This window comes from Pigmentiphaga sp. (assembly GCF_033795525.1).
Taxonomy (GTDB): Bacteria; Pseudomonadota; Gammaproteobacteria; order Burkholderiales; family Burkholderiaceae_B; genus Pigmentiphaga.
Map to the genome: position 1 here is coordinate 219,584 of NZ_JARYGM010000003.1, position 14,822 is coordinate 234,405.

Here is a 14,822-nt window from a genome sequence, read left to right on the forward strand (position 1 = left end):
GTCAGCCCCTCCGCCCGAGCCGATACGCGGCCAGGTCGGGAATGTCGACATCGTCCTCCGACGCGAGCACCCGCACGTCTGGCGCCGCGGCTTCCTGCAGGAAGGGAGGCAGGTTCGCGCACCAGCTGATGAAGCCGAATTTCGGATCCCATTCGCGGGGCATCCAATGGTCGTCCAGGTAATCGGTATCCGCGCCGTACTCGATCTCGCCGCCGGCGGGACAATCCAGGTAGTAGAACAGGGCCGACGCGATGCGATGGCGCCCCACGCCCAGTTTGCTGCGATGTCCCAGCCGCGCCATGTAGTTGGCGCCGGCCATCAGCTCGTCGATGTCCTCCACGCCGAAACACGCATGCAGGAAACCCGGCGTACCGGGCGCGTGGTAGTGGCAGTTCTGCAGGAACAGGGTGTGATGCTCCGGCGCCCCGTCCGCCCGCAGGAAGACGCCAAGGCCCCGCGAATGATCCGATAGCCGAAAGCCCAGGCGATGCCGGAAGAAATCCCACGATGCCTTGTAGTCATCCACGCCATAGACCACGTGATTGATCGTCCGGGGTGCCGCCCGCGTGCGCCACTTGCGCCAGGTATCCAGCCGCTGCACGCGGCCGGGGGCATTGACGGGGTCGGGCGCGCACAGCACCGGCTTGCGCTCGAAAACGGCCAGCCCCATGGCCATGCCGCAATCCGACTGGAAACGGAAGACCCCGGTCTCGTCCAGCACGACCGTGCGGTCTTGGGCCAGCCGGCTTGCTGCGGCCTCGAGGTTCGCCAGCGTATCGACGCCCCAGACGGTTTCCACCGTGCCATGCCCTTCCGGGCGAGCCGCACGGCGCAAGAAGACGGTGGCCCCATCCGGGAGGCCGAACCGGGCTTCTTCCGGACTCCTTGCCACGCGGGCCAGTCCGAAAGCTTCCATGAACGCGGTGCAGGTATCGAGATTGGAAACGTGGTAGGTCAGGGAATGAATACCGACGATGGCCATGTCACGCTCCTTCCGCCACGCAGAGGTTGCGCTGCGTGCCCATTCCCGCGATGCGTCCCTCCATGACATCGCCGGGACGCAAGAACCTGCCGTAGTGCATGCCGTTGCCTGCCGGCGAACCCGTCGCCACCAGGTCTCCTGGAAACAGCCGCACATAGGAACTGATGTATTCGATCTGCCTGGCCACGTCGAACAGCATGTCGGCGGTGCTTTCCGACTGCATGACTTCGCCGTTGAGCCGGAATTCGATATGCAGCGACTGCGGATCAGGAACGAAACGCGCGGGAAGCAGGAACGGCCCGCAGGGCATGAAGCCGGGCCCGCTCTTGGCGCGCAGCCAGTCCGATCCCAGCGACTTGATGTCGGGGCGATAGACCAGCTCGCGCCGGGTCAAGTCGTTGACCACCGTGTAGCCGGCGACGAAGTCCAGCGCCCGCTCGCGCGGGACTCGCCACGCTTCGCGGCCGATGACCACGGCGAGCTCCAGCTCCCAGTCGAACTGCTCCGCGTCCCGGGGGATGACCACCGGGTCGGATGGCCCGCAAAGCGCGCCCGACAGCCTGGGAAAGGCATAGGGGATACCGTCGCGGGCCCGCGCATCGGTACGGCGGGCCACATGGTCGCGCCGCTGCTCCACCGACATGTTCTCGGTCTCGGCCCCTGCTCCCTGGGCCATCACCAAGTCGATCACATGCTTGCGGTAGTTCGCGCCAACGCAGACGATCTGCCGTGGCGCAACAGGCGCATGGGCAAGCAGGCCATCGACCGGGATACCCGGCGGCATGGCGCCGGCGCGGGCGAGGATACGGTCGATCCGCGCAAGCGCGCCATCCCAGTCGCCCAGCAGATCGGCAACGCTGTTTGCGCTCCATGGCGTGCCGGCCTCGGCGGCGAGCGGCGCCAGCGGCACTGCGCGCTGCTCCTCCACGACGAGCGCGACGAAAGGCGTCCCGTCCGGCTCGGAGAATGTACCGAGCGCGAACGGGGCAGGATGGGTCTCCATGCTCTTTTCCTTATGGAACAACGTATTGCCCACATCCTAGCGAGCCGCCTATCATCTAACCAATGAATTCGTTGGATGCTTTGCATCCATGCCATGGATAGGTTATGCGCTATCACAAGCTGGATCTCAACCTGCTGGTTGCGCTCGATGCCCTGCTGGAAGAAGCCAGCGTCTCCCGCGCAGCGGAACGGATCTATCTCAGCCAACCGGCGATGAGCAGCGCGCTGTCGCGGCTGCGTGAACACTTTGGCGACCCGTTGCTGGTGTCGCTCGGCCGGCGCATGGTGCTGACCGACCGGGCACAGGCCTTGCGCGGCGAGGTCCGGGAGATCTTGCTGCGCATCCAGGAAGTGACACAGCCGGCGGGCGACTTCGAGCCCGCCCGGGCGCAGCGTACGTTTTCCATCGCCGCGTCGGACTACTTTTCCGTCGTGGTGCTGCCGCGCTTGCTGGCCCACTGCGCCAGGCACGCGCCCGGCATTCATCTCGAGATCTATCCGCTCTCGCCCAAGCTGTCGGAGGGGCTGGAGCGCGGAGAGATCGACCTGCTCATCATTCCCAGCGTCTACGCGCTGCCGGACTATCCCCAAGCGACGCTGTTCGAAGACCCCTGGCTCGCGATTGCATGGCAGGGCAACGCCTTAATCGGGGACACGCTGACGGAAGACCAGTATTTCGACCTCGAGCACGTGATCAAGCGCGAAAACCACCCCATGTTCCCGCCGCTCGACGAGCGCTCGCTCAGCAGTTTCAAGCGCCGGCGCAAGGTTGCGGCGGGCGTGCCGCAATACAGCCTGCTGCCTATGTGCCTGCCCGCCACTCCCCACATCGCCACGGTCCAGTCCGGCCTGGCCCGGCGCTACGCGCAATGGCTGCCTTTGCGCCTGATGGATTTGCCCATCACCATCCCGCCGCTGACCGAAGTCATGCAATGGCCCCGCCACAAGGCGGGCGATGACGGCATGCGCTGGCTGCGCGACAGCATCAGCGAAGTTTGCGCCCAGCTTTTCCGGGGACAGCACATCAGGGCGCGTTAACGCTCCTTTTCACGTGACACGCCCTAGGTCTGCACCAGCGTCTTGTGCCGCTGTATCCCCATCAGGATGCCGGCCGCGCAGCCCAGTGTCAGCAGCGCCGTGCCGCCATAGCTCATGAACGGCAGCGGCACTCCCACGACAGGCAGGATGCCGCTGACCATGCCCATGTTGACGAAGGCGTAGACGAAAAACACCATGGTGAGGGCCCCCGCCAGCAGGCGCGAGAAAACCGTGGGCGCGTTCGCGGCAATCACCAGCCCGCGAAGCAGCAACAGCAGGTAGAGGAACAGCAGCAGCAGGTTGCCGACGAAGCCGAACTCCTCGGCGAAGACGGCAAAGATGAAGTCGGTGGTGCGTTCGGGAATGAAGTCGAGGTGGGTCTGCGTGCCCTGCATATACCCCTTGCCCAGCATGCCGCCCGATCCGACCGCGATGGCCGACTGAATGGTATGGAAGCCCTTGCCCAGCGGATCCGATGCCGGGTTGAGCAGCGTGCAAACGCGGTGCTTCTGGTAGTCGTGCAGCACGACCCAATCGAAACCATCGACGCATAACGAATCTTCCATCACGACCAGCGTCCCCAGGCAGAGCACGCTCACCAGCGTGACGGGCACCAGCAGGCGAAACGACAGGCCGGCGAAGAACAGGACGAAGAACCCGGCACCGAACACCAGCAGGCCGGTGCCCAGGTCCGGTTGCAGCGCAATGAGCGAAAACGGCGCCAGCATCAGCACGGCTGCCACGATGAAATCACGTACCCGCAAGACGCCCTGGTGCTTGTGGAAGTACCAGGCCAGCATCATAGGCACGGCGATCTTCATCATCTCGGACGGCTGGATACGGGTGAAGCCAAGGTTCAGCCAGCGGGTTGCGCCCTTGCTGGTTTCGCCGGCCACCTCCACGCCGATCAGCAGCAGCATCCCGACCAGGTATACCGGCACGGCCAGCCGCATCAGCGTATGCGGCGAGAGCTGCGCCAGCAGCCACATCGCCAGCAGCGCAATGCCGTAGTTGCGCAACTGGTCGGCAAAGCGCCCATCGAAGCCGCCTCCGGCCGAATACATCGACATGAGCCCGATCCCGGCCAGCGCGATCAGGATCAACAGCATCGGACCGTCGAACACCGCTACCGTGCGCGACAGTATGCTCCGCCATGTCAGGCGGTTGAACAGGCCCGGACTGTCAATCACCGGAGGCCTCCATGGGTTGCGGCGTGGGCGGCGCAGGTTCGCCAGGGCGTTTGCCCAACAGCCAGAAGTCGAACACCTGCCGCGCGATAGGCGCGGCCACCGTGGCGCCCCACCCCGCATTCTCGACAATCAGCGCAACGGCAATGCGAGGTTGCTCGGCCGGGGCAAAGGCCATGAACAGCGCATGGTCACGCAGCCGCTCGTCGATCTTGCTGGCGTTGTAGCGCTCGCCGCTGCGCAGGCTGTAGACCTGCGCCGTGCCGGTCTTGCCGGCCGCCACGTACGGCGCGCCGGCAAATGCCCGCGCGGCGGTACCGCTCTTGGTGACCGAGGTCATGGCCTGCTTGACTGCCTGCACGTTCTCCGGCTTGAGGGGAATGCGGTAGCTTTCGTGCGGTACGGTCAAGGTCTGCTCGCCGGTGATGCTGTCCTGCACGGATTTCACCAGGTGCGGCTTCATGTAGATACCGTCGTTGGCGAGCACCGAGGTAGCTTGGGCCAGCTGCAACAGCGTGAACGAGTTGTAGCCCTGACCGACGCCGATGGAAATGGTTTCGCCGGCATACCAGCGCTGCTGTTCGGGCTTGGAATAGGCCCGCCGCTTCCAGGTAGTGGACGGCAGGATGCCCGTCTTTTCACCACCCAGGTCGATGCCGGTAATCTGCCCGAATCCGAACGGTTTCATGAAATCGTGGATCGCGTCGACGCCCAGGTCGGCCGCCAGCGAGTAGAAATAAGTATCGGACGAGACTTCCAGCGCCCGCTTCATGTCTATGGTGCCGTAGGCGCGCTCCCCCGAATTGCGGTAGCGGCGATCGCCGAACTCGAAAAAGCCGGGGTCGTACATGGTCCAGGTCGCGGTCCGCTTGCCGAGTTCCAGGCCGGCCAGCGCCATGAAGGGCTTGTAGGTCGAGCCTATGGGATAAGTGCCGTACAGCGGCCGGTTGATCAGCGGATGGTCGGGCGATTCGTTCAAGGCCTTCCAGCTCTCGACGTCGATGCCGTCGACGAACAGGTTGGGATCGAACGAAGGCCGGGAAACGAAGGCCAGGATGTCCCCCGTGGCCGGCTCGATGGCCACCAGCGCGCCGCGGCGGTCTCCGAACGCCGCCTCGGCGATCTTCTGCAACTCCAGGTCGATGGACAGGATCAGGTTCTTGCCCGGCACCGGCGGCGTGCGCGACAAGGTGCGCACCGCGCGGCCCGACGCCGTGACCTCGACTTCCTCTACGCCCGTCTTGCCGTGCAGGACCGCCTCGTACGACTTCTCCAGCCCTTCCTTGCCGATGTAGTCGGTGCCCCGGTAATTGGCGATGAGGCCGTCTTCTTCCAGGCGGTTGAGATCCCGTTGCGAAATGCGGCCGATGTAGCCGATCACATGCGCCGCGGTCTCGGCCTGCGGATAGCTGCGCAGCAGCCGCGCCCGGATCTCCACGCCCGGAAACCGGTAAGCGTGGGCGGCAAAACGGGCCACCTCCTCGTCGGTCAGGCGACTGCGTATGGGCAGGCTTTCGAAGCGCCGGGACTCGCCCAGCAGTTGCCGGAACCGGCGGCGGTCGCGCGCGTCGATTTGCACCACCTCGCCAAGCCGGTCGATCGTTTCTTCCAGTTTGCCGCGTATCTTGGAAGGGGTGATCTCCAGCGTGTAGGCGGAATAATTGCGCGCCAGCAGCGTGCCGTTGCGGTCCACGACAACGCCCCGGTGCGGCGTAATGGGAACCACCGATATGCGGTTCTGCTCGGCGCGCGCCGCATAGGCGTCGTGGTTGGCCACCTGCAGGTACCAGAAGCGCGACGCCAGCAAGCCGAAGCAAACGACGACGAACCCCACCGCCACCAGCAGGCGCAGGCGGAAGTGCTGGAGTTCGCGCTCGGTATTCTTGAGTTCGGTCATGTGCTGCGAAGGCGCGGCCCGCATGCGGACCGGGTATTACTGGACAAACCCGCCGGTCAAATGGGCCGGGTATCGTCGGGATCGACCGGCCGGCGCTGGGGCGCCTGCAGGATCCAGCCGGCCAAGGGCCAGAGCAGCGCTGAAATGACGCTGTTCATGGCCCACCACCAGCCGGGCCAAGTCCCATCGAGCCAACCGCGGATAGAGAATACCGTGAGTTCGGAAACGAAAAAAATCGGCAGCACGTGCAAAGCCTGCAGCCAGGGTGAGAACCACGACAGCCGGCGGTGCATCACCAGCGCCAGATAGACCATCAAGGTGTAGGACAGCGCATGTTCGCCCAGCCGGGATGATCCGTGCACGTCCATCAGGATACCGAATATGAAGGCGGTCAGCATGCCCACGCGCCGGGGCTCGTGCGCGCTCCAGAAGACCAGGCAGATCGCCAGGACGTCCGGAATGCCCCCGACCTGCCCCCAAGGCAGCAGGTTGAGCAGCCAGGCAAGGAACAAGGTGAGCCATATGAAGCGGGGCTCGACCGGCAAGAGCAGATGTTCGGCCGGTACGCGGGAGCGCGGCAGAGTGGAGGGCGCTTTCATGGCGACTACGGGGACGGCAAGGAAGATTCGTTCCTGGACGGACCGGCGGCTTGCGCTTCGACATCCTGCGCCTCGACGGTCTGCAGCACCAGGAAATGGCGATAGCGGTCCAGGCCGGCCACCGGTTTGCAAAGAATGCGCGCAAAGCCGGAACCGGCGTCGCGCTCGACCGACTCGACCGTGGCCACGGGCAGGCCTTCGGGATAGATACCATCCAGCCCGCTTGTGACGAGCGTGTCACCTACCTGGATATCGGCATCCGCCGCCATGAACCTGAGGCCCAGCCTGCCCGCGATCTCTCCGCCGTGGGTGATGCCACGCAGCCCGTTGCGCAGCACCTGGATGGGAATGGACTGCACGCGGTCAGTCAGCAGCGCGACCTCGGAAGTCATGGGCGTGGTGCGCACGACCTGCCCCACCACCCCGCCGTCGTCGATGACGGGCATGCCGGCCAGGATGCCGTGATGGCTGCCCTTGTCGATGATCAGGCGGCGCGAAAAGGGGTCCCGGGATTCATACAGCACCTGCACCAGCGCGGCCGGCGCCGGCACGCGCTCGCTCGCGCCCAGCAGGCGCCGCAGCTGCGCGTTCTCGGCGGCGAGCTGGGCGGCCTGCGTGGTGACCTGCGCCATCTCGATACGCTGGCGCCGCATCAGTTCGATTTCCTGCTGGACGCTGCTGTTGACCTCGAAGAATTCGGCGACGTACTGGACCCCGTCGCGCGGCAGCAGCATCACGCGCTGGAACGGGTACAGCACCACGCTGACGGCCTCGCGCACGGCATCGAGCGCCCGCATGCGGGTATCGGCCACCAGCATGACCAGCGCCAGGAACACGAAGAACATCAGCCGGATCCAGGCCGGCGGACCTTGCTTGAAAAACGACGGTGGACTGTATTGCATGGGATCGGATGTCCAGCGTCCAGCGATGTCGGGACTTCATCCCGGGAAAAAACACCGGGGCGAATCGCCTTTCAGCCGCTTCGCCCCGTCGCGATGCAACCTGCTATAGAGGTTACTCGTTCGTGAAAATGGCGCCCAGCTTGTCCATGCGCTCGAGCGCCTCGCCACAACCGCGCACGACGCAGGTCAGGGGGTCTTCGGCCACGATCACGGGCAATCCGGTTTCTTCCTGCAGCAGCCGGTCGAGGTCGCGCAGCAGCGCGCCGCCGCCGGTCAGCATGATGCCTTTTTCGGTAATGTCGGCGCCCAGTTCGGGCGGGGTCTGCTCCAGCGCGATCTTGACCGCCGAAACGATCTGGTTGAGCGGGTCGGTCAGCGCTTCCAGGATTTCGTTGGACGATACGGTGAAGCTGCGCGGGATGCCCTCGGAAAGGTTGCGCCCCTTGACTTCCATTTCCTTGACTTCGGAACCGGGGAAGGCCGACCCGATGGCCTTCTTGATGAGTTCGGCGGTGGGTTCGCCGATCAGCATGCCGTAGTTGCGGCGGATGTAGTTGACGATGGCTTCGTCGAACTTGTCGCCCCCGACGCGTACCGATCCCTTGTACACCATGCCGCCCAGCGAAATGACCGCCACTTCGGTGGTGCCGCCGCCGATGTCCACCACCATGGAGCCGCTGGCGTCCGAGACCGACAGCCCCGCGCCGATGGCGGCCGCCATGGGTTCCTCGATCAGATAGACCTGGCTGGCGCCCGCACCCAGCGCCGATTCCCGGATCGCCCGCCGCTCCACCTGCGTGGAGCCGCAGGGAACGCAGATGATGATGCGGGGGCTGGGGGCGAAGAGGCCCTTGGGGTGGACCATGCGGATGAACTGCTTGAGCATCTGCTCGGTCACGGTGAAGTCGGCGATGACGCCGTCCTTCATGGGCCGGATGGCTTCGATGTTGCCGGGCACGCGACCCAGCATCTGCTTGGCTTCCTTGCCGACGGCCTGGATCGTCTTCTTTCCGCTGGGGCCGCCTTCCTGGCGGATGGCCACCACCGAAGGTTCGTTCAGCACGATGCCCTTGCTGCGAACGTAGATCAGCGTATTGGCGGTGCCAAGATCGATCGCCAGATCGTTGGAAAAATAACTGCGCAGGAAACTGAACATCGGGAATCTTTTATGAAGGACGGATGCGGGGGTGGCGGTTCCGGTAAACGCAAAATGATAACTTATAATCCTGCGTTAATACCCCGAAACTGCATCAAAGTCCTGCATATCTCTCGATTTTTGCGGCCTTCGAAGTAGTGCTACGACTTACCCGGCCCCGAAGCGCGGAATGCCCCGTCTGCCGTCGTTTCGCAGCCTTTCCATCACACTTGCCATGGCCCTTACCGAAAACGACGTCACGCGCCTTGCGCGGCTGGCCCGGCTGGAACTTGCGGGCGATGCCCATGCGCGCGTGCTGAAAGACCTCAACGGCATCTTCGGCCTGATCGAACGATTGCAGGCGGTCGACACCCAGGGGGTGGAACCGCTCACCCATCCCATCTCCGCCATCGAGGACGTGGCCCTGCGCCTGCGCGACGACGCGGTCACCGAGCCGGCCACGCCCGCCTCGCGCGAGGCGCTGCTGGCCAATGCCCCGGCCGTCCAGGACGGCCTGTTCCTCGTGCCCAAGGTCATCGAGTAATTCCATGTCATTGCCCCTGCATACCGAATTCGCCGGCATCGCCGAACTGCGCCAGGCGCTGGCCGAAGGCCGCGTGTCCGCCGTGGAGCTGGCGCAAAGCGCGCTGGATGCCATCGCGGCGCGCCACGAACTGAACGCTTTCCTGCACGTGGACCCGGCATTGACGCTGGCCCAGGCCCGCGCAGCCGATGCCGCTCGCGCGCAGGGCCAGGCCGCGTCCCTGACCGGGATACCGATCGCGCACAAGGACGTATTCGTCACCCGCGGCTGGCGCACCACGGCCGGCAGCAACATGCTCAAGAACTACGTCAGCCCGTTCGACGCCACCGTGGTCGAGCGCCTGGCCGCAGCTGGCGCCGTCACCCTGGGCAAGCTCAATTGCGACGAGTTCGCCATGGGTTCGTCCAACGAGAACTCGGCCTACGGGCCCGTGCTCAATCCTTGGGATACCTCGGCCGTGCCCGGCGGTTCATCGGGCGGCTCGGCCGCGGCCGTGGCGGCGGGACTCGTAGTGGGCGCCACCGCTACCGATACCGGGGGCTCGATCCGCCAGCCGGCGGCCCTGTGCGGCGTCAGCGGCATCAAGCCGACCTACGGCACCGTGTCGCGCTACGGCATGATCGCCTACGGCTCGAGCCTGGACCAGGGCGGCCCCATTGCCCGCCATGCCCGCGACCTGCTCGAACTTCTCGATCCCATGACCGGCTTCGACGAGCGCGACTCCACGAGCCTGGAACGCTGCGGCAGCCAAGCCAACGCGCCTGGCCGCGTGCGCGCCGCCTTCGACGCCTTCGTGGCCGGCGCCCGGGGCGACAAGCCGCTGGCCGGTCTCCGCCTGGGCATTCCACAGGAGTTCTTCGGCCCCGGGCTGGCAGACGACGTGCGCATGGCCATCGAAACCGCGCTGCAGCAGCTCGAAACGCTGGGGGCGGTGCGGGTCGACGTCTCGCTGCCGCGCACCGAGCTGTCCATTCCCGCCTATTACGTCATCGCGCCGGCCGAAGCCTCGAGCAACCTGTCGCGCTATGACGGCGTGCGCTATGGACACCGCGCGAGCCAATACACGGATCTGGCCGACATGACCAGCCGCTCGCGCGCGGAAGGTTTCGGCATCGAAGTGCAGCGCCGCATCCTGACCGGGACCTACGTACTTTCGCATGGCTACTATGACGCCTATTACCTGCAGGCGCAGAAGGTGCGCCGCCTGGTGGCCGACGACTTCCAGAAGGCGCTGCGGGAACAGTGCGACGTGATCGTGGGACCGGTCTCGCCCACCGTGGCCTGGAACCTGGGCGAAAAGGCCGACGACCCGGTCGCCATGTACCTGGCCGACATCTATACGCTGAGCCTGAACCTGGCCGGCTTGCCGGGCGTGGCGATACCGTGCGGCTTCGGCCTGGGCCCGGTGCATGGCCGGCGGCCGGTCGGGCTGCAGATCATCGGCAACTATTTCGACGAAGGCCGGCTGCTGGGCATCGCCGACGTCTTTCAGCAGGCCACGGACTGGCACATGAAGTCCCCCCCAGCGCGCTGACGCGCCCCCCCCGGGGCGATGCGGGTGGACCGGCGGAGCCGGATCCGCCGCATCCTGGGCCTGGTGAAGTTATCTTGGTGAGTTGCGTGAGTTGCTTCGCTGGCTACCGGAAAGATTAGAGAGAACTTTGAAAATGTCTGGCACAACTTGGGAAGTCGTCATTGGTCTGGAAACGCACGTGCAGCTGTCCACGGCGTCCAAGATCTTCTCAGGCAGCAGCACCCGGTTCGGCGCGCCGGCCAACATGCAGGCCAATGCGGTCGATCTCGCGCTGCCGGGCACGCTGCCGGTGATGAACCGAGGCGCAGTGGAGCGCGCAATCAAGCTCGGGCTGGCACTGGGTTCGCACATCGCCCCGCGTTCCATCTTCGCGCGCAAGAACTACTTCTATCCCGACCTGCCCAAGAACTACCAGATCAGCCAATACGAGATCCCGGTGGTGCAGGGCGGCTCGCTCACCTTTTTCGTGGGCGACCAGGAAAAAACCATCAACCTGACCCGCGCCCACCTCGAGGAAGACGCCGGCAAGTCGCTGCATGACGACTTCACCGGCCCGCACGGCGAAAAGTCCTCCGGCATCGACCTGAACCGGGCCGGCACGCCGCTGCTCGAGATCGTCTCCGAGCCGGAACTGCGGTCGGCCGAAGAAGCCGTAGCCTACGCCAAGGCCTTGCACGCACTGGTGGTCTGGCTCGGCATCTGCGATGGCAACATGCAGGAAGGCTCGTTCCGGATCGACGCCAACGTGTCGGTGCGGCTGGCGGGCCAGAAGGAATTCGGCACCCGCACCGAAACCAAGAACGTCAATTCGTTCCGGTTCCTGGAGCGCGCCATCCAGTACGAGGTGCGCCGCCAGATCGAGCTCATCGAGGACGGCGGCAAGGTCGTGCAGGAGACCCGCCTCTACGACCCGGACCGGGACGAAACCCGCAGCATGCGGTCCAAGGAAGATGCGCACGACTACCGCTACTTCCCGGATCCCGACCTGCCGCCGTTGGTCATCGCCGGCGACTGGATCGAGCGCGTGCGGACCGAGATGCCGGAACTGCCGGCCGCCAAGCGTGCCCGGTTCGAATCGGACTACGGCTTGCCGGCATATGACGCCGCGCAACTCACGGTCTCCCGCGACACGGCGGACTACTTCGAGGCCACCGCCAAGGCGCTGCCCGCCGGCCAAGCCAAGCTGGCCGCCAACTGGGTCATGGGTGAACTGGCGGCGGCGCTCAACCGCGAGGAAAAGGAAATCGCCCAGAGCCCGGTGTCCAGCGCCCAGCTGGCCAAGCTGCTCCATCGCATCGCCGACGGCACCGTTTCCAACAAGATCGCGCGCGATGTCTTCGCGGCCATCTGGCAAGGCGAGAATGGCGGCGACGCGGATGCCATCATCGAGGCCCGCGGGCTCAAGCAGATCAGCGATGCCGGCGCCATCGGCAAGATGATCGACGACGTGCTGGCGGCCAACCCGGCGATCGTGGCCGAATACCGGGCGGGCAAGGAGAAGGCCTTCAACTCGCTGGTGGGCCAGGTCATGAAGGCCGCCAAAGGCAAGGCGAATCCGCAGCAGGTCAACGAGCTGCTCAAGCAGAAGCTGGGGTAGGACGCCCGCTCCAGCGCACGCCATGACCGGATTGGGCGGATTTCCTGGATAGTCCATCCAGCGCGGACGGGCTGATCGGATTCGCGCGGGCTCCTAAGCTGAACGCCTCCGTTCCTTATGCTCAGGAGTCCCTCATGGCAGACCATTCCATCCGTGGCAAGGTTGCGCTCATCGCCGGCGGCGCGAAGAACCTGGGCGGGCTGATCGCCCGCGATCTCGCCGCGCAAGGCGCCAAGGCCGTCGTCATTCACTACAACAGCCCGTCGTCCAAGAAAGACGCGGACGCCACCGTGGCGGCCATACGTGCCGGGGGTGCCGAAGCCTTGGCCTTGCAAGCCGACCTGACCAGCGCCGGCGCGATGGAGACGCTGTTCGCCGACGCGGTCGCCTTCGCCGGACGCCCCGACATCGCCATCAACACGGTCGGCAAGGTATTGAAGAAGCCCATCGTCGAGATCAGCGAAGCGGAGTACGACGAGATGTCCGCGGTGAACGCCAAGTCGGCTTTCTTCTTCCTCAAGGAGGCCGGCAGGCACGTGAACGACAACGGCAAGATCGTGACGCTGGTGACCTCGCTGCTGGGCGCGTTCACGCCCTTCTATGCCGCCTATGAAGGCACCAAGGCGCCGGTGGAGCATTTCACGCGCGCCGCGGCCAAGGAATTCGGCGCGCGCGGCATCTCGGTCACCGCGGTGGGTCCCGGCCCGATGGACACTCCCTTCTTCTATCCTGCGGAAGGCCCCGATGCCGTGGCCTACCACAAGACGGCGGCTGCGCTTTCGCCTTTCTCCAAGACCGGGCTGACCGACATCGAGGACGTGGTCCCCTTCATCCGCCACCTGGTCAGCGACGGCTGGTGGATCACCGGGCAGACGATTCTGATCAACGGCGGCTATACCACCAAATAGGCTGTCAGGCGCCGGTCCGCTTCGGGACGACCGCCGCCCTGGCGGCGTCGGGGAGCCGCCCTGGCCGCATGCATCTTCGTCTATGCTTGCCGGGTACCGCCGCCAGGAGGTGGGGCGGCGCGATATTCCAGGCAACGGGCGGCAAAGGAGCATGGATCGGTTCGATCAGTATCGGGTCTTCGTCCAGGTGGCGGAGATGGGAAGCTTCATTAAGGCGGCGCACGCGTTGGCATTGCCGCGCGCTTCGGTCTCCGCGGCGGTGCAGCAGCTGGAAACCCAGGTTGGCGCGAGACTGCTGCATCGGACCACCAGACGCGTCAATCTGACGGCCGATGGTCAGCAATTGCTGGAACGACTGCGGCCCTTGCTGGCCGAGATCGAGGAAATCGACCAGTTCTTCCAGATCCGAGCCAGACAAGTCGCGGGCCAGCTGAACGTCGATGTCCCCAGCCGCATCGCGCGCCGGTTGATCGCCCCGGCCTTGCCGGGCCTGTTGCAGCGTCATCCTCGACTGCGGCTGATGCTGGGATCGACTGACCGCGCCATCGACCTGATCCGCGAGGGCGTCGACTGCGCGGTCCGCATCGGCAGCCTGCAGGACAGCAGCCTGGTGGTGCGGCCGCTCGGCAATATCGCCCTCATCAACTGCGCGAGCCCGGCCTATCTGCGCCAGCACGGAGAACCGCGGCACCCGGGTGAACTGGCCGAAGGCCACTGGACCGTCGGCTACGCATCGGCCACCACGGGCCGCGAAGTCGCCTGGGAGTACGCCGGACCCGACGGCCGGACCGCCACCGTGGATGTCCCCAGCCAGATGGTCGTGAACAACGCCGAAAGCTACATCGCCTGCTGCCTCGCCGGCCTGGGACTGATCCAGATTCCCCGCTTCGACGTGCAACACCTGCTCGAAGCCGGCGACCTGGCCGAGGTCATGCCGGGGTTCCGTCCTCCGCCGATGCCGGTTTCCCTGCTCTATCCGCACCGACGGCAGCGGTCGCGCCGCCTTGCCGTGTTCGTGGAGTGGTTCGAGACGCTGATGCGGCCGCACCTGGGGGCCTGATCGCGCGGAGACCGTCGTCCACGGCGACCCCGGCCGACATGTCGGCCACGGCCGGCGGGCCGCGCCCGGCTCACGCCCGAGCCGTCTCGCCTGCGGGCGAACGGGAAACCGCGGCTGCGCCGGCAATGAACGCCTTGCTCCCTTCGATCCAACCCGGCACCCCGCCCGACAATATCGCCGTCGTCATCGCATCGATCATCTCCTCGGGCGTCACGCCGGATTTCCTGGCAAGCCGGGCATGCGACCTGGACAACTCGGGACGTCTCTGCAAGGCGATTGCCGCCGCTGCCTGGCTGTCATGTCCACCGGGCAGCGACTTTGCAAAGCCGAAAACATTATCGATAACACGAATGATATTGAGAATTAATCTTGATTAAAATCCGGATTTGCTCAAGAATCACGGCTTCGATCGTTTCCGCGCCAGCCCGGTTGGTTCC

Annotated in this window: 14 protein-coding genes; 6 read left to right on the forward strand and 8 right to left on the reverse strand. The window is 65.4% G+C overall.

Features of this window, described 5'->3' with window-relative positions:
• Position 1: 1 nt before the first annotated feature.
• Both QHC78_RS09630 and QHC78_RS09635 read right to left on the reverse strand, forming a co-directional pair.
• Positions 2-982, reverse strand: a complete 981-nt coding sequence (locus QHC78_RS09630; RefSeq protein WP_319743866.1) for a VOC family protein — start codon at positions 980-982, stop codon at positions 2-4.
• Between the two features lies 1 nt (position 983).
• The gene (locus QHC78_RS09635) at positions 984-1,985 is read right to left on the reverse strand and encodes a fumarylacetoacetate hydrolase family protein (protein WP_319743868.1); all 1,002 of its coding nucleotides are present in this window, start codon (positions 1,983-1,985) and stop codon (positions 984-986) included.
• Positions 1,986-2,089: 104 nt separating this feature from the next.
• Here QHC78_RS09635 and QHC78_RS09640 point away from each other — a divergent pair, with 104 nt between their 5' ends.
• Positions 2,090-3,022, forward strand: coding sequence for a LysR family transcriptional regulator (locus QHC78_RS09640; RefSeq protein ID WP_319743871.1), 933 nt, complete (start codon positions 2,090-2,092; stop codon positions 3,020-3,022).
• A 23-nt stretch (positions 3,023-3,045) separates the two neighbouring features.
• Here the strand turns inward: QHC78_RS09640 and rodA are convergent, their stop codons facing one another.
• The 5 genes from rodA to QHC78_RS09665 all read right to left on the reverse strand — a co-directional run bounded on the left by rodA (position 3,046) and on the right by QHC78_RS09665 (position 8,763).
• Complete coding sequence (rodA, locus tag QHC78_RS09645) at positions 3,046-4,131, reverse strand: rod shape-determining protein RodA (protein WP_319744881.1); 1,086 nt, start codon at positions 4,129-4,131, stop codon at positions 3,046-3,048.
• Positions 4,132-4,204: 73 nt separating this feature from the next.
• Positions 4,205-6,106, reverse strand: coding sequence for a penicillin-binding protein 2 (gene mrdA / locus QHC78_RS09650; protein ID WP_319743873.1), 1,902 nt, complete (start codon positions 6,104-6,106; stop codon positions 4,205-4,207).
• A 56-nt stretch (positions 6,107-6,162) separates the two neighbouring features.
• A complete protein-coding gene (mreD, locus tag QHC78_RS09655; protein WP_319743875.1) occupies positions 6,163-6,705 on the reverse strand; it encodes a rod shape-determining protein MreD in 543 nt (180 codons plus the stop codon).
• A gap of 5 nt (positions 6,706-6,710) precedes the next feature.
• A complete protein-coding gene (gene mreC / locus QHC78_RS09660; protein WP_319743877.1) occupies positions 6,711-7,607 on the reverse strand; it encodes a rod shape-determining protein MreC in 897 nt (298 codons plus the stop codon).
• 112 nt (positions 7,608-7,719) lie between these two features.
• The gene (locus QHC78_RS09665; RefSeq protein ID WP_319743879.1) at positions 7,720-8,763 is read right to left on the reverse strand and encodes a rod shape-determining protein; all 1,044 of its coding nucleotides are present in this window, start codon (positions 8,761-8,763) and stop codon (positions 7,720-7,722) included.
• Positions 8,764-8,977: 214 nt separating this feature from the next.
• Between QHC78_RS09665 and gatC the strand changes: the two genes are divergently transcribed.
• The 5 genes from gatC to QHC78_RS09690 all read left to right on the forward strand — a co-directional run bounded on the left by gatC (position 8,978) and on the right by QHC78_RS09690 (position 14,385).
• A complete protein-coding gene (gene gatC / locus QHC78_RS09670; RefSeq protein WP_319743881.1) occupies positions 8,978-9,286 on the forward strand; it encodes an Asp-tRNA(Asn)/Glu-tRNA(Gln) amidotransferase subunit GatC in 309 nt (102 codons plus the stop codon).
• Between the two features lie 4 nt (positions 9,287-9,290).
• The gene (gene gatA / locus QHC78_RS09675) at positions 9,291-10,820 is read left to right on the forward strand and encodes an Asp-tRNA(Asn)/Glu-tRNA(Gln) amidotransferase subunit GatA (protein ID WP_319743882.1); all 1,530 of its coding nucleotides are present in this window, start codon (positions 9,291-9,293) and stop codon (positions 10,818-10,820) included.
• Positions 10,821-10,953: 133 nt separating this feature from the next.
• Positions 10,954-12,417, forward strand: coding sequence for an Asp-tRNA(Asn)/Glu-tRNA(Gln) amidotransferase subunit GatB (gatB, locus tag QHC78_RS09680; protein WP_413816441.1), 1,464 nt, complete (start codon positions 10,954-10,956; stop codon positions 12,415-12,417).
• A gap of 134 nt (positions 12,418-12,551) precedes the next feature.
• Positions 12,552-13,325, forward strand: a complete 774-nt coding sequence (locus QHC78_RS09685) for an SDR family oxidoreductase (protein WP_319743884.1) — start codon at positions 12,552-12,554, stop codon at positions 13,323-13,325.
• Positions 13,326-13,476: 151 nt separating this feature from the next.
• Positions 13,477-14,385, forward strand: a complete 909-nt coding sequence (locus tag QHC78_RS09690; RefSeq protein WP_319743886.1) for a LysR family transcriptional regulator — start codon at positions 13,477-13,479, stop codon at positions 14,383-14,385.
• A 70-nt stretch (positions 14,386-14,455) separates the two neighbouring features.
• Here the strand turns inward: QHC78_RS09690 and QHC78_RS21140 are convergent, their stop codons facing one another.
• Positions 14,456-14,656, reverse strand: coding sequence for a carboxymuconolactone decarboxylase family protein (locus tag QHC78_RS21140; protein WP_413816442.1), 201 nt, complete (start codon positions 14,654-14,656; stop codon positions 14,456-14,458).
• Positions 14,657-14,822: the final 166 nt, after the last annotated feature.

Excerpts from the sequence above, each read along its gene's own strand:
- QHC78_RS09630 (WP_319743866.1), bottom strand. The coding sequence starts at position 982 with ATGGCCATCGTCGGTATTCATTCCCTGACCTACCACGTTTCCAATCTC.
- QHC78_RS09635 (WP_319743868.1), bottom strand. The coding sequence starts at position 1,985 with ATGGAGACCCATCCTGCCCCGTTCGCGCTCGGTACATTCTCCGAGCCG.
- QHC78_RS09640 (WP_319743871.1), top strand. The coding sequence starts at position 2,090 with ATGCGCTATCACAAGCTGGATCTCAACCTGCTGGTTGCGCTCGATGCC.
- rodA (WP_319744881.1), bottom strand. The coding sequence starts at position 4,131 with ATGCTGTTGATCCTGATCGCGCTGGCCGGGATCGGGCTCATGTCGATG.
- mrdA (WP_319743873.1), bottom strand. The coding sequence starts at position 6,106 with ATGACCGAACTCAAGAATACCGAGCGCGAACTCCAGCACTTCCGCCTG.
- mreD (WP_319743875.1), bottom strand. The coding sequence starts at position 6,705 with ATGAAAGCGCCCTCCACTCTGCCGCGCTCCCGCGTACCGGCCGAACAT.
- mreC (WP_319743877.1), bottom strand. The coding sequence starts at position 7,607 with ATGCAATACAGTCCACCGTCGTTTTTCAAGCAAGGTCCGCCGGCCTGG.
- QHC78_RS09665 (WP_319743879.1), bottom strand. The coding sequence starts at position 8,763 with ATGTTCAGTTTCCTGCGCAGTTATTTTTCCAACGATCTGGCGATCGAT.
- gatC (WP_319743881.1), top strand. The coding sequence starts at position 8,978 with ATGGCCCTTACCGAAAACGACGTCACGCGCCTTGCGCGGCTGGCCCGG.
- gatA (WP_319743882.1), top strand. The coding sequence starts at position 9,291 with ATGTCATTGCCCCTGCATACCGAATTCGCCGGCATCGCCGAACTGCGC.
- gatB (WP_413816441.1), top strand. The coding sequence starts at position 10,954 with ATGTCTGGCACAACTTGGGAAGTCGTCATTGGTCTGGAAACGCACGTG.
- QHC78_RS09685 (WP_319743884.1), top strand. The coding sequence starts at position 12,552 with ATGGCAGACCATTCCATCCGTGGCAAGGTTGCGCTCATCGCCGGCGGC.
- QHC78_RS09690 (WP_319743886.1), top strand. The coding sequence starts at position 13,477 with ATGGATCGGTTCGATCAGTATCGGGTCTTCGTCCAGGTGGCGGAGATG.